The organism is Mesorhizobium sp. M5C.F.Ca.ET.164.01.1.1, assembly GCF_004792125.1.
Classification (GTDB): Bacteria; Pseudomonadota; Alphaproteobacteria; order Rhizobiales; family Rhizobiaceae; genus Mesorhizobium; species Mesorhizobium wenxiniae.
This window is the reverse complement of sequence record NZ_SRTG01000001.1, coordinates 1,073,287-1,086,710: the sequence shown is the minus strand read 5'-3', so window position 1 is coordinate 1,086,710 and position 13,424 is coordinate 1,073,287. Positions and strand designations below refer to the sequence as shown.

General features: G+C 62.9%; 16 protein-coding genes. 10 read left to right on the top strand and 6 right to left on the bottom strand.

What is annotated here, in order from left to right:
• The first annotated feature begins 280 nt into the window (after positions 1-280).
• Positions 281-667, top strand: a complete 387-nt coding sequence (locus EN807_RS05180; protein ID WP_135934127.1) for a DUF2794 domain-containing protein — start codon at positions 281-283, stop codon at positions 665-667.
• 3 nt (positions 668-670) lie between these two features.
• On the opposite strand, the gene EN807_RS05175 is transcribed toward EN807_RS05180, so the two are convergent.
• From EN807_RS05175 to EN807_RS05160, 4 genes are all read right to left on the bottom strand, one after another.
• On the bottom strand, positions 671-1,240 hold the full coding sequence (locus tag EN807_RS05175; RefSeq protein ID WP_135934126.1) for a GNAT family N-acetyltransferase: 570 nt from the start codon (positions 1,238-1,240) through the stop codon (positions 671-673).
• Between the two features lie 96 nt (positions 1,241-1,336).
• A complete protein-coding gene (locus tag EN807_RS05170) occupies positions 1,337-2,116 on the bottom strand; it encodes a Bax inhibitor-1/YccA family protein (RefSeq protein WP_135934125.1) in 780 nt (259 codons plus the stop codon).
• Between the two features lie 240 nt (positions 2,117-2,356).
• Positions 2,357-4,906: an ABC transporter permease gene (locus EN807_RS05165; protein ID WP_135934124.1), complete on the bottom strand. Its 2,550-nt coding sequence runs from the start codon at positions 4,904-4,906 to the stop codon at positions 2,357-2,359.
• Complete coding sequence (locus tag EN807_RS05160; RefSeq protein ID WP_135934123.1) at positions 4,906-5,616, bottom strand: ABC transporter ATP-binding protein; 711 nt, start codon at positions 5,614-5,616, stop codon at positions 4,906-4,908. The genes EN807_RS05165 and EN807_RS05160 overlap by 1 nt, the downstream gene beginning before the upstream one ends.
• An 84-nt stretch (positions 5,617-5,700) precedes the next feature.
• Between EN807_RS05160 and EN807_RS05155 the strand changes: the two genes are divergently transcribed.
• Both EN807_RS05155 and thpR read left to right on the top strand, forming a co-directional pair.
• A complete protein-coding gene (locus EN807_RS05155; RefSeq protein ID WP_127314801.1) occupies positions 5,701-6,345 on the top strand; it encodes an arylesterase in 645 nt (214 codons plus the stop codon).
• Between the two features lie 132 nt (positions 6,346-6,477).
• Positions 6,478-7,074: an RNA 2',3'-cyclic phosphodiesterase gene (gene thpR, locus EN807_RS05150; RefSeq protein ID WP_127314802.1), complete on the top strand. Its 597-nt coding sequence runs from the start codon at positions 6,478-6,480 to the stop codon at positions 7,072-7,074.
• Here the strand turns inward: thpR and EN807_RS05145 are convergent.
• Positions 6,978-7,496 carry a low molecular weight protein-tyrosine-phosphatase gene (locus EN807_RS05145; RefSeq protein WP_127314803.1) on the bottom strand — a complete coding sequence of 173 codons (519 nt, stop codon included), beginning with the start codon at positions 7,494-7,496 and terminating at the stop codon, positions 6,978-6,980. The two genes, thpR and EN807_RS05145, sit on opposite strands and share 97 nt — an antisense overlap.
• A 52-nt stretch (positions 7,497-7,548) precedes the next feature.
• Here EN807_RS05145 and EN807_RS05140 point away from each other — a divergent pair, with 52 nt between their 5' ends.
• The 5 genes from EN807_RS05140 to EN807_RS05120 all read left to right on the top strand — a co-directional run bounded on the left by EN807_RS05140 (position 7,549) and on the right by EN807_RS05120 (position 11,010).
• On the top strand, positions 7,549-7,845 hold the full coding sequence (locus EN807_RS05140; protein WP_135934122.1) for a 4a-hydroxytetrahydrobiopterin dehydratase: 297 nt from the start codon (positions 7,549-7,551) through the stop codon (positions 7,843-7,845).
• Positions 7,846-7,999: 154 nt separating this feature from the next.
• Complete coding sequence (locus EN807_RS05135) at positions 8,000-8,362, top strand: YkvA family protein (protein ID WP_095520051.1); 363 nt, start codon at positions 8,000-8,002, stop codon at positions 8,360-8,362.
• Positions 8,363-8,597: 235 nt separating this feature from the next.
• On the top strand, positions 8,598-9,101 hold the full coding sequence (locus EN807_RS05130; protein ID WP_135934121.1) for an invasion associated locus B family protein: 504 nt from the start codon (positions 8,598-8,600) through the stop codon (positions 9,099-9,101).
• Positions 9,102-9,298: 197 nt separating this feature from the next.
• On the top strand, positions 9,299-10,534 hold the full coding sequence (gene rlmN, locus EN807_RS05125) for a 23S rRNA (adenine(2503)-C(2))-methyltransferase RlmN (protein WP_135934120.1): 1,236 nt from the start codon (positions 9,299-9,301) through the stop codon (positions 10,532-10,534).
• On the top strand, positions 10,531-11,010 hold the full coding sequence (locus tag EN807_RS05120; RefSeq protein WP_135934119.1) for a hypothetical protein: 480 nt from the start codon (positions 10,531-10,533) through the stop codon (positions 11,008-11,010). The genes rlmN and EN807_RS05120 overlap by 4 nt, the downstream gene beginning before the upstream one ends.
• On the opposite strand, the gene EN807_RS05115 is transcribed toward EN807_RS05120, so the two are convergent.
• The gene (locus EN807_RS05115) at positions 10,982-11,623 is read right to left on the bottom strand and encodes a LysE family translocator (protein WP_135934118.1); all 642 of its coding nucleotides are present in this window, start codon (positions 11,621-11,623) and stop codon (positions 10,982-10,984) included. The genes EN807_RS05120 and EN807_RS05115 overlap by 29 nt on opposite strands.
• Before the next feature lie 191 nt (positions 11,624-11,814).
• Between EN807_RS05115 and EN807_RS05110 the strand changes: the two genes are divergently transcribed.
• Positions 11,815-13,038, top strand: coding sequence for an argininosuccinate synthase (locus tag EN807_RS05110; RefSeq protein ID WP_029349459.1), 1,224 nt, complete (start codon positions 11,815-11,817; stop codon positions 13,036-13,038).
• Positions 13,039-13,292: 254 nt separating this feature from the next.
• Positions 13,293-13,424: GIY-YIG nuclease family protein (locus EN807_RS37600; protein ID WP_348640241.1), on the top strand; the 132-nt coding region annotated here is incomplete at its 3' end.

Here is a 13,424-nt window from a genome sequence, read left to right as displayed (position 1 = left end):
TCCGACGCAGACCCGTGGGCGGGGGGCTTGGGGTTTACGAGCCAGTGCCGGACCGAACCGTCTCAGGCAACACCCGTAAATTCGTCGGACATTGGGGCATTAGCGCGGATAAAAGATGGCAGGATTGTGGCGAAGCATCACCAATTCCAACGGGCGTTTTACAAACGTGACTGGACACTGCGGAAACGGTGCGCCGCCGCCATTGTCCGGCTGGGCTTGCAATTCCACGGCGAAAGCGCCAACTTTGGTTGGCGTAAGATTCATTCGAAGGGATCGAGGCATGACTGATAACGGCAGTGGGACGGAGGATGGGGACGCATCCGCAATACTGATCCCGCTGCATGAGGCAAGACGCGAACGCCTCGACCAGCCCGTGCGGTTCGATCGGCGCGAATTGGACCAGATCTTGAGGCTTTACGGGCGCATGGTCGCTGCCAATGAATGGCGCGACTACGCCATCGACCATCTCACCGACCGCGCCGTCTTTTCCGTGTTCCGTCGCACCAGCGAGGTGCCGCTGTTCCAGATCGTCAAGGATCCGAAGCTGGCGCGCCGGCAAGGCGCATTCGCCGTCATTGCCGCCGGCGGACGCATCCTCAAGCGGGGCCAGGAACTTGGCCGCGTGCTTGGCGTCTTCGACCGCACGCTGAAGGTGGTCGAGGCCTAACTACTATTGCTGCTGGCGGAATCTCCGTTCCGGCAACGAGTTGGGATCGGGCGGAACCAGAGCTCCGTCATTGATCGGCAGTTGCATGAACACCGTGTCGAGCCAGCGTCCGTGCTTGTAGCCGGAGCCTTCCAGGCGGCCCGAATGGCGAAAGCCGAGCTTTTCATGCAGCCGCACCGAGGCACTGTCCGGCCGACCGTCGCCGATCACCGCGATGATCTGGCGGAAGCCCGCTGCCGCGGCCGCCTCGATCAGCCCTTGCATCAGCTTGAATCCGATGCCATGGCCATTGGCCTCCGGCGCGACATAGACGGAATCCTCGACGACAAAGCGGTACGCAGGGCGCGCCCGGAAGGCACCGGCATAGGCATAGCCGAGCACAATGCCGTCTTTTTCCGCCACCAGATAGGGAAAGCCGCCCGCTATCAAACTGTCGAAGCGTTGGCCCATCTCGGCGCGATCAGGCGGCTCCAGTTCGTAGCTCGCCGTGCCATGGGTCACCGCATCGGCATAGATATCCGTGATCCGATCGAGATCGGCCGAAGTCGCGGCCCGTATCGTGATGCTGCTCATCGTTGATCTGCCTTCCATCAGAGCAAAGGCCGGCACAAAAGGAAAGGGCGGCGTTGAGCCGCCCTTTCCAAAATCGCTGGTCCAGCAGATCGCCTGTTAGCGACGGTCGCCCATGAACTGCAGTAGGAACATGAACAGGTTGATGAAGTCGAGATAGAGCCTCAGAGCGCCCATGATCGCCTTACGGCCGGCGACATCAGTCTCGTCGCCCTCGAAATACATCTCCTTAATGTTCTGCGTGTCGTAGGCGGTGAGGCCTGCGAAGATCAGCACGCCGATCGCCGACACGGCGAAGGAAAGCGCCGACGACTGCAGGAAGATGTTGATCACCATCGCGATGATCAGACCGACCAGGCCCATGACAAGGAACGAACCGAACGCAGAAAGGTCGCGCTTGGTCGTGTAGCCGTAGAGCGACAGCCCGCCAAAGGCGGCCGCAGTGGCGAAGAAGGTCTGCGAGATACTGGCGGTGGTGTAGACCAGGAAGATCGACGACAGCGACAGGCCGACCAGGCCGGCATAGACCCAGAACGTCGTCTGCGCGGCAGAAACGCTCATCGACTGGACGCGGAACGACAGGAACAGCACGGCGGCGAGCGGGGCAAAGATCACCAGCCATTTCAGCGACGAGCCGAAGATCGCGTAGCCGAAGGAGGTCAGCATGTCGCCGTTCGGCAGCGTGGCGACCGCCGAAGCCGGATCGGTGGTGGTGGCCAGCATGATCGTTCCGACCGCGGCGAGGCCGGTGATGAGGAGGCCAAGCCCCATCAGATTGTAGACTTTGATCATATAGGCGCGCAGGCCCTGGTCGATAGCAGCATCGACGCCGGCGCCGGGCACGGCACGCGTCTGATAATTGCGAACGGGTTCAGCCATTGAAATCCTCATATTGCTTCTGCCCCGTCCGGTGTCCGGTCCATTTTGACCGCGGCGCCGCTGGCGGGGCTCCAGCATGCCTGCGGCGAAATATGATGGTTATTGGCGTCAAGAACAAGACCGTAACCGAACGTAATGCTTCGTGAAGACGCGAAAATCTGCATTTATCGGCCTTCCGAAGCCAACATTAACAAGATTTAACCGAATCCTGGTCGCGTTGAGCCCGTATATGCTTGCAAATCAGAGATTGCGCAGCACCGGCGCCGCCTTGTGGCCCAGCACCCGCCAGGTGCCGGCGAGGCCGATCCCGACCGTGACCACCAGCGCAAAGACGATGGTCGCCACCGCCACATCAGGCATGAAATGCGACGGCAGCGTCATGACGCGCGCGACAACGAACCACGCCGCAATCCCGCCTGCCGCCAGCGCGAAGATCGCGGTGGCGAGGCCGATCAGCATGTATTCCAGTGAAAAGGCCGCGATCAGCGTCTTCCTGGTGGCGCCCAGCGTCTTCAGAACCACCGCATCGTGGATGCGGGCGCGGTTGCCGGCGGCCAGCGCGCCGGCAAGAACCAGCACCGAGGCGATCAGCGCCACGCCGGCCGCGGCTCTGATCGCGGTGCCGAGTTGCGCCACCAGCCGGTTGACGATGTCGAGCGCGTCCTTGACCCTGACTGTCGTCACCGCGGGAAAAGCACGGGTGACCGCGTTGAGAAGACGGGCATCGTCGGCCGGCGACGCGCCCTTTTCGGTCAGCGTCGCCAGCCAGCTATGCGGCGCGCCGGCAAATGTGCTGGGCGAGAACACCATGACGAAGTTGATGCCCATCGTCTCCCACTCGACCTGGCGGAAATTGGCGATCTTCGCCGTCACGTTGCGGCCAAGCACGTTGACGGTGATGGTGTCGCCGAGTTTCAGCCCGATCTCTTTGCCTTCCTCGGCCGAAAACGACACCAGCGGCTCGCCGGCATAATTGTCCGGCCACCATGTGCCTTCGGTCAGCGTCGCATTCGCGGGAATGCTGGCCTCGTAGGTCAGCCCGCGATCGCCGCGCAGCACCCAGGCTCCTTCCGCCGGAACTTTGACCTTGTCGATGTCGACGCCGTTCAGCGCCATCACCCGGCCGCGCAGCATCGGCACCTTGACCAGCGTGCCTTGCGGTGCCTCCTTGCCGACCAGCGCCGAGAACGCATCGACATCGCTGCTCTGGATGTCGACGAAGAAGAAGTTCGGCGCCCGTTCGGGCAGGCTGCCGGAAATCTGCCGCCTGAGATTGCCGTCGATCAGCGCCAGCGTCACCAGAAGCGTCAGCCCCAGTCCCAGCGACAGCACCACCGATGGCGTCAAGGCACCCGGCCGATGGATGTTGCCGATGGCGAGCCTGAGCACCGTCGAGCCAACGCGCGGGCTCTTTTTGGCGGCCCACTGCACCAGCGCGCCGACGATGCGCAGCACCAGGAAAGCAAAAATGGTGGCGCCGACGAAGATCGAGGCGATATAGCGGTCGCCGGAAAACAGAATGGCCAGCGCCGCCAGGAGCAGCGCGATGCCGAGCGACGCCGCCGTGTAAAGCGGGCGCGGAAAACCGCGGCCCTCAAAACCCATTTCGCGAAACAGCGCCGTCGCCGGCACGTCGCGCGCACGGCCGAGCGGCAGCAAGGCAAAAGCCAGCGTCACCAGCAGGCCGAACAGCGCCGCCATGCCGAGCGCGCCGGGATAGAACCCACCTTCCGCCGGCACCGGAATGATCGACTGGAGCGCCGCACTCGCCGCGAACGGCATCAACGCGCCAAGCACGACGCCGAGCGTGATGCCAAGCGCGGCGATCATCAGGATCTGCACGAGGTAGACGGCAAAGACGAAACCGCCCGATGCCCCCAGGCTCTTGAAGGTGGCTATGACCCCGCGCTTGCCGTCGAGATAGGCGCGCACCGCATTGGCGACGCCAACGCCGCCGACCACCAGCGCCGTCAGCCCGACCAGCGTCAGGACCTGCGAGAACCGTTCGATGTTGGAAGACAACGCCGGTGCCGCGTTGCTGCGCGTGCGGATCGACCAGCCGGCCTCGGGAAAATCCTCCCCGGCCTGATCCTGGATCGCCTTGATACGCGCTTCGCTGGCGCCGCTGGGCAGGCGGATCTTATAGGCATTTTCGACCAGGCTGCCGGGCTGGATCAGCCCGGAAGCGGCAAGCCCTTGCGTCGAGACCATCAGCCGCGGCGCAAAGCCGAACCCGTCGGACACCGCGTCCGGCGCGTTGACGAGCCTGGCGCGCAGTTCGAAGGCGGCGCTGCCCAGCTTCAGCCGGTCGCCGATTTCAAGGTTCAGCCGATCGAACAAAAGATCGGGTGCGGCGGCGCCGAAAACACCGGATTGTTCGCCGAACAATTCCTGCTTCGACAGCGCCGGCTCGGTTTCCAGCGCGCCATACAGCGGATAGGCGCCGTCGACGGCCTTGGCCTCGACCAGCGCCTGGTCGGAACCGTCCTCGAGCCGCGCCATCGAGCGCATGTTGGCGCTGTGCGAGACCGTGCCCAGCCCGTTAAGAAAGACATGCTCGGCTTGCGTCGCGGCGCGCTGATTGAGCTGAAAACGAAGATCGCCGCCGAGCAGCGACTGGCCTTCGTTGGCGACACCGGCGGTTATCGCCCGGGCCACCGAATTGACGCCGCCGATCGCCGCGACGCCGAGCGCGATGCAGGCAAGGAAGATCAGGAAGCCGGACAGCCCGCCGCGCATCTCGCGCAGCGAGAAGTGGAAGGCGAGCTTCAATGTGCGCGACAGCGGCATCAGGCCGGCACCTTACCGGGCTTTAGAGCCGGTTCTGGCGCGTCCTCGATCCGGCCCGACCGCATCGATACCTGCCGGGAGCAGCGTGCGGCGAGCGCCGGATCATGAGTGACCAGCACCAGCGTCATGCCGCGCTCGGCCGCCTTGGCGAACAGAAGATCGGCGACCTGCCGCCCCGTTGTCTGGTCGAGATTGCCGGTCGGCTCGTCGGCGATCAGAATGCGCGGCGAAGGCGCCAGCGCCCGGGCGATCGCCACACGCTGCTGTTCGCCGCCGGACAATTCGCCGGGATAATGAGTGACGCGGTCGCTCAAGCCCACCGCCTCCAGCTCCCGCGCCGCCACCCCGAACGGATCGCTATGGCCGGCTAGTTCCAGCGGAACTGCGACATTTTCGAGCGCCGTCATATTGGGGATGAGGTGGAAGGACTGGAATACGATGCCAATATTTCGCCCCCGAAACGATGCGATCTGATCTTCACTCTTGCCGTTCAGCAATTCTCCGGCAATTCGTACCGTACCCGAATCGACCTTTTCCAAGCCGGCAACGACCATCAGCAGCGTCGACTTTCCCGAGCCAGAAGGACCGACGATGCCGGTCGCCTCTCCGGCAGCCACATCGACGCTGACACCTTTCAGCACATGGACGGAAGACGCTCCTTCGCCGAGCGTCAGCGATACGTTTTCCAGCGCGATGACGGCTTCTGTCAAAATAAAATCGTCCTATATGGGATAGGGCAGGCTGGAATTCTGTCTGCCGCCAATAAATGTCCTTCGTCATATGGGGCCTGCCGCATGGCTTTCAAACACACACTTGCCGCAGCCTTGATCCTTTTCCTTGGAATTTCCGGCGCCATTTCGTCGGCGCGCGCCGAGCCCCTGAAGATCGTCGGTTTCGGGGACAGCCTGATGGCGGGCTTTGGCCTCGGACCGGACGAAGGCTTCACCCAGAAACTTGAGGCAGCACTTCGCGCCAAGGGCCACGATGTGACCGTCACCAATGCCGGTGTCTCCGGCGATACGTCGAGTGGCGGCCTGTCGCGGCTCGACTGGTCGGTGCCGGACGGCACGCAGCTGGTCATCCTCGAACTCGGTGCCAACGACATGCTGCGCGGCGTTTCTCCCGCCATCACACAAAAGAATCTGGACGCCATGCTGGCGAAGCTGAAGCAGCGCAAGATCGCCGTGCTGCTGGCCGGCATGCGCGCCGCACCCAATCTAGGCGCCGACTACCAGAACGGCTTTGACGCGATCTTTCCGGAACTGGCGGCAAAATACGGCGTCCCGCTCTATCCGTTCTTCCTCGACGGCGTCGCCGGCGACGCCACTTTTCAGCTCGAGGACGGCCTGCACCCGAATGCCAAGGGCATCGACCGCATGGTCGAGCGCATACTGCCGGATGTCGAAAAAGCCATTGCCGTAGTTAAGGGCAACTCTTGAAGGACTGAATTTCGATGAGGCTTCGCATTCCCCTGCGATTTAGGCCAGGTGCGATCAACAAACCGCTTGCCCCGCTTGATTTTCGATGATTCGCTAGGGACAAGAGTTCGATTCGAGGACAGGAGGCTTGCCATGCCGCGTCTTTTCACCGCCCTCGAAATACCGCGTGACGCCGCCCTTTCGCTGTCCCTGCTCCGGGGCGGCCTGCCCGGAGCCCGCTGGATCGACGTCGAGAACTACCATTTGACGCTGCGCTTCATCGGCGATGTCGAGGGCCATGTCGCCGACGAGATCGCCAACGCGCTCGACCGAGTCCACCGCCCATCCTTCCCGCTGACGCTGTCCGGCGTCGGCGCCTTCGGCCAGAAGAAACCGCATGCGGTATGGGCCGGCGTTTCCGCCTCGCCCGATCTTTCGGCACTGCAAGCCGAAATCGAGCGCATCTGCCAGCGCCTCGGCATCCCCGCCGATCCGCGCAAGTTCATGCCGCATGTGACCTTGGCGCGCTTACGCAATTCGAGCCCGCTCGACGTCGCCCAGTATCTTTCGGCACGCGGCAATTTTTCGACGCTGCCCTTCCGTGTCGGCCGCTTCGTCCTGATGTCGTCGCGCGATTCGGTCGGCGGCGGACCCTATATCGTCGAGGAGGCCTGGCCGCTGTCGGGCGCCGACAGCCGTGCCTCGAGCCGGGTCGCCAGCGCCTCCGACGCTTCGCGGATCATGCGGTAGACCGAGGCAAACGCCTCCGGCCCCTCGTGATAGGGGTCCGGCACGTCGCTCACCCTTCCCTCCGCGAACTCCAGGAACAGATGGACCCTGTCGCGCATGGCGGCAGGCACCAGTGCTTTCAAATCCAGGAGATTCGATCGATCCATGGCGAGAATCAGGTCGAAACGCGAGAAATCGTCCGGCGTCAGCTTGCGCGCCCGCTGTCTGGAAATATCGATGCCGTGCCGCTCTGCGATCGACATCGAGCGCGGGTCGGGTGCCGAGCCGGCTTCCCAGTCGCTGGTTCCGGCCGAATCAAGCAGGATATCCCGATCGAGACCGCGCTCCGCCAGGACGGCGCGCAACACGCCCTCCGCCAACGGTGAGCGGCAGATATTGCCGAGACAGACGAAAAGAATGGATTTTATCGGCTTTGCGCTCATCGATCCGGCACTATGCTGAAGACTGCGAATCCAGATAGCACGGGAAACGACCATGACGAGAGAGAAACTGGGCAAGGAGGCGGTCGCCGAGGCGCTGGCCGGGCTCGACGGCTGGTCGCTGGCCAAGGACGGCGGTTCGATCGCGCGCAGCTTCACCTTCAGGAATTTTTCCGAAGCCTTCGCCTTTATGACCCGCGTCGCCCTGGCGGCGGAGAAGATGGCCCATCACCCCGACTGGTCGAACGTCTACAAGACCGTGAACGTGACGCTGAACACCCATGATGCCGGCGGCCTGACCGCGCTCGATTTCGAACTGGCCAAGAAGATGGACGGCTATTTCGACGGCTGAGCCAATGCACCAAAGCCTGCCCCCGTGGCTCGACCCGAGTTTCGCAGCTCACAACATGCATGAAAGACAGCATCTTGCAGCCCGGTTCTGGTTTCACCACATTTCCATTCGCGGTCGCGCGTGGAGCCACGCGATGGCCGGCAAGGAGAGAGTGATGGCGCAAAAATCCGGTTTTGATTTCTTCGGCTTTGGCGGCAAGGCGGGCGATGCGAGCGAAGTGCGCGAGAAATTCTGGCGCACGGCCAAGAGGGCTGCCCGGCAGATCCCGTTCATGGAAGAGCTGGTCGCCGCCTACTACTGCGCCATGGACAAGAACACGCCGCTGCGCGCCAAGGGCATCCTGGTGGCGGCGCTCGGGTATTTCGTGCTGCCGGCTGACGTCATCCCCGACTTCGTCTTCGGATTGGGCTTTACCGACGACATCGCGGTGCTGACCGCCGCGATCACCACCGTCAAAGCCCATATCACACCCGCGCATCGGCTCGCCGCCAAGCAGGCGATTGCCGACAACAGCTGAGCCGGCGATAAGGCAGAAAAGTCAAACTGTTGCCGCTTTCGTGGCATCCAAGTCGCGAAAGGGACGTTGCAACTGCCGCTTTTGGAGCGACGGGTGCAAGGATGGCGGCGGTTTCCTGGGTGGATCTCCTTTTCCTGAAGGGAAGTTCACCGTTTGGTAACCCAGATTAAATCAAAATGAAGCGACGGGCAGGACGCCGAGCCGGCCTGCTTCCGCACCATACATGGGAAAAGCGATGCGCGGATTGATTGCTACAATTTCGAGCCTGGTCCTGGTGGCCATGACAGCGCCGGCTCTGGCGCAGTCGGCGACCAAGATCGGCCAGCACAATGCCTGGGGCACTTACAGCTACCAGGCGTCGGGCGGCAAGGTTTGCTACGTGTTGACCGTGCCGACCGACAAGCAGCCGCCGACGCTTGACCATGGCGACATGTTCTTCTTCGTCAGCCAGCGGCCCGGACAACAGGTGTCCTATGAACCGCAATTCATCGCCGGCTACAATTTCCAGGAAAACTCCAAGGCCACCGTCACCATCGACGGCAAGAGCTTTTCGATGTTCACCCGCGGCAAGTCGGCCTGGGTCGAGAACGCCGCCGAGGAGCCGGTGCTCATCGCCGCGATGAAGTCCGGCAGCGACATGAGGGTGCAGGCGAAATCCGGCCGCGGCAACACCACCACCTATGTCTTTTCGCTGAAAGGCATTTCGGCGGCGCTGTCGTCCATCGCCAAGTGCAAATAGCCATAGGCGAAGCGGAGGTTGAGTAAGGGCCGGGCCGCAAGCCCGGCTTTTGCCTTTGAAGCGCCGTCGGCGGCCACATCGCGGCGGGCCTTGCGCCGCCGCCACCCATGACTCGGCCATCAACCTGTGCTATGCGCCGCGGTTCATTTCCAGCACGATGCTGTATTCGGCCGTAAATCGCTTATATTGGCGCAACCATGACCTTTTCGCTCGATCTTACCACTGAGGGCCCCCGTGACGCGTTGCGCGCCCGCGCCACGCCGGCCGAAAAACCGCCGCTGATCGGCCTGACCCGGGCCGAGCTTCGCGCAGCACTCGTTGCATCAGGCATCGTGCCGGAGCGCCAGGCCAAAATGCGCGCCCAACAGCTCTGGCATTGGATGTATGTGCGCGGCGTCTCCGACTTTGCCGGCATGTTCAACATCTCCAAGGATTTGCGCGCCGAGCTCGACAAGCATTTCACCGTCGCCAGGCCCGAGATCGTCGAGGAGCAGATTTCCTCCGACGGCACGCGCAAATGGCTGTTTCGCTTTCCGCCGCGCGGCGCCGGCCGGCCCGTCGAAATCGAGACCGTCTACATTCCCGAAGAAGGCCGCGGCACGCTCTGCATCTCCTCGCAGGTCGGCTGCACGCTGACCTGCTCCTTCTGCCACACCGGCACGCAGAAGCTGGTGCGCAATCTGACATCAGAGGAAATTCTCGCCCAGCTTTTGACCGCCCGCGACCGGCTCGGCGATTTCCCCGACCGCGACACGCCGGACGGCGCCATCGTGCCGGCCGAGGGTCGGAAAGTGTCAAACGTCGTCATGATGGGCATGGGCGAGCCGCTCTACAATTTCGAGGCGGTGAAGAAGGCGCTGCTGATCGCGTCCGACGGCGACGGGCTTTCCCTGTCGAAAAGACGCATCACGCTGTCGACCTCCGGCGTCGTGCCGGAAATCTTCCGCACCGGCGAGGAGATCGGCGTCATGCTGGCGATCTCGCTGCACGCCACCAACGACGATCTGCGCGACCTTTTGGTGCCGATCAACAAAAAATATCCGTTGAAAGAGCTGATCGCCGCCTGCCGCGCCTATCCCGGCCTGTCGAACGCCCGCCGCATCACTTTCGAATATGTGATGCTGAAGGAGGTCAACGATTCGATCGAGGACGCCAAGGGGCTGATCAAGCTGCTCAAGGGCATTCCGGCCAAGATCAATCTGATCCCGTTCAACCCGTGGCCAGGCACCAACTACCAGTGCTCGGACTGGGAGACGATCGAGAAATTCGCCGACTACATCAACAATGCCGGCTATGCTTCGCCGATCCGCACGCCGCGCGGCCGCGACATCCTCGCCGCTTGCGGCCAGCTCAAGTCGGAGTCCGAGCGCATGCGCAAGGTCGACCGGCTGGCGCTGGAAGCGATGATGATCGCGGGGCACGGCGAGGCATGAACCGCCTTGTCGCCTATCTCATTCGCTTCGCCGTCATCCTGATCGGCTATGTCGTCGCCGCGCTGGCGGCCAGCGCCTTCCTCAACATCATGTTTCTGGCGTCGCTGGGGCTGATGACGGACGAGACGCAACCGGCGGCGCAGGCCTCGCTATGGGTTTCCGTCCCCTTCGTCGCGCTGTTCGTCGCCTATTTCGCCTTCATGCCGGCGGCCATCGCCATCCTCGTCTCCGAAATCTTCGGCCGGCGCGACTGGCTGTTCTATGCGCTGGCGGGTGCTGCGGTCGCCGCGGTTTTCCTCGGCTTCGTCCACCAGACGGCCGACGCCAATTTCGAGGTCACCAGCACCAGCGTCATGCTGGCGGTGATTGGCTGCGGCATGGTCGGCGGCATTTTCTACTGGTTGAGCGCCGGGCGCTCGGCCGGAAGCTGGCGCGAAATCGGAAATCCTATTTCGCCTGAGCGGTCAGGATCTTGAGCGCGAAGGCCGAGAACACCCCGGCAAACAGATAGTCGACGACGCGTGTGACGCGCGGGCTGGTCTTCATAGCCGCCGAGAATTTTTCGGCCGCAAACACCATTGGCGCCGTTACCGGGATCGACAGCACGACGAACATCGCGCCGAGGAAGAACAGTTTCCCGGGTGCATTCGGATCGTGCGCCGAGACGAACTGCGGCAGGAAGGTCATGAAGAACAGGATGATCTTCGGGTTGAGCAAATTGACGCCGAGCCCGGCCGCCCAGCTGCGAAACAGCGAAATCTCAGGCCCGCTCTTCTTCTCCGGCGAAAAGGCCGACCCCTTGGTGATTGCCTGCCAGGCCAGGAAGACGAGATAGCCGGCGCCGAACAGCTTGAGCACGAAGAAAGCCATCGGCGAGGCGACGATCAGCGCCGAGACGCCGACCACCACCAGCGTGGTGTGGATCAGCGTACCGCACAGAGCGCCCGCCATCGAGGCAAAGCCGGTGGCGCGGCCATGGCTGAGCGTGCGCGAGACGAACAGCGTCATGTCAGGCCCGGGCGTGATCGCCAGGATCACGGTGGCGATGGCGAACTGGATCAGTGTGGTGGTATCGGGAATGAAGGACATGGGCGGGCCTTTGGAGGCGTAAGACGGCGAAGCCTATAGCGCAGGCAGGGTGCCTGCGCCAGCGACTGGACCGCGCAATAGCTGATCCAGCGTGCCTGTCGCACCCTTCGTCCCTTGCACTAGCCGGAATTGGCGTGATACCTCGCCCGCCGAGAACCCTTTTCGCGGAACCGCCAACAATGTCCCCCAGCATGTCAAAAGCAAAAGCCGTCAAGAAGGTCGTGCTCGCCTATTCCGGCGGCCTCGACACTTCCATCATCCTGAAATGGCTGCAGACCGAGCTCGGCGCCGAGGTCGTCACCTTCACCGCCGATCTCGGCCAGGGCGGCGAGCTGGAGCCGGCGCGGCGCAAGGCCGAGATGATGGGCATCAAGGACATCCGTATCATGGATGTCCGCGAGGAGTTCGTTTCCGACTTCGTGTTCCCGATGTTCCGCGCCAATGCCGTCTATGAAGGCACCTATTTGCTCGGCACCTCGATCGCGCGGCCGCTGATCTCCAAGCACCTCGTCGAGATCGCCAAAGAAACCGGCGCCGATGCGATCGCCCACGGCGCCACCGGCAAGGGCAACGACCAGGTCCGCTTCGAGCTTTCGGCCTATGCGCTCAACCCCGACATCAAGGTCATCGCGCCATGGCGCGATTGGTCGTTCAAGTCGCGCACCGACCTGATCAACTTCGCCGAGCAGCACCAGATTCCGGTGCCGAAGGATAAGAGGGGCGACGCGCCGTTTTCGGTCGACGCCAACCTGCTGCATTCGTCTTCCGAGGGCAAAGTGCTGGAAGATCCGTGGAGCGAGCCGCCGGAATTCGTCCATCAGCGCACCATCTCGCCGATGGACGCGCCGGACAAGGTCACCGAGATCGAAATCGAATTCCTGAAGGGCGATCCGATCGCGCTCGATGGCAAGAAGCTGTCACCGGCGACGATGCTGGCGGCGCTCAACGATCTCGGCCGCGACAACGGCATCGGCCGGCTCGACCTTGTCGAGAACCGTTTCGTCGGCATGAAATCGCGCGGCGTCTACGAGACCCCTGGCGGCACCATCCTGATATCAGCCCACCGGGCGATCGAATCGATCACGCTCGACCGGGGTGCTGCCCACCTCAAGGACGAGTTCATGCCGCGCTATGCCGAGCTGATCTACAACGGCTTCTGGTTCGCGCCCGAGCGCCTGATGCTGCAGGCGATGATCGACAAGAGCCAGGAGGATGTCGAAGGCACGGTGCGGCTGAAGCTCTACAAGGGCAACGTCATCGTCACCGGCCGCAAGTCGAAGAAGACGCTCTATTCCGACGCGCTGGTCACCTTCGAGGACGACCGCGGCGCCTACGACCAGAAGGACGCCGAAGGCTTCATCCGCCTCAATGCGCTGAGGCTGCGGACGCTTGCCGCGCGTAATCGAAAAAGCTAGCCGGTTCTCTGCACAGAGGGACTGGCTCTTTGACTGGGCCTGGAAAGAACTGTGGACCGCTGCCGATCGGCTTCCGGCCGCAAGTCTCCAACGCTCGCGATTAGCGTTAGGCCCACCACATCTTCGTCATCCCAGGGCGGAGCAAGGAGCGAAGCGACGCGGCGCAGACCCTGGGATCCATGCCGTAACATCAGCCGAAGAATGCAGCGGCTCAGAACGGCGCTTGCATCCGCAACGGTGCGGGCTACCTTTCAATGATGACCGGCTATGCCTACATGACCGCGAGCCAGAAGCGTGGCACGATCTACATCGGTGTCACCAACGATCTCGGCCGTCGCATGCCGGAGCACAAATCCGGCCAAGGCTCGCGCTTCACCAGCCGCTAC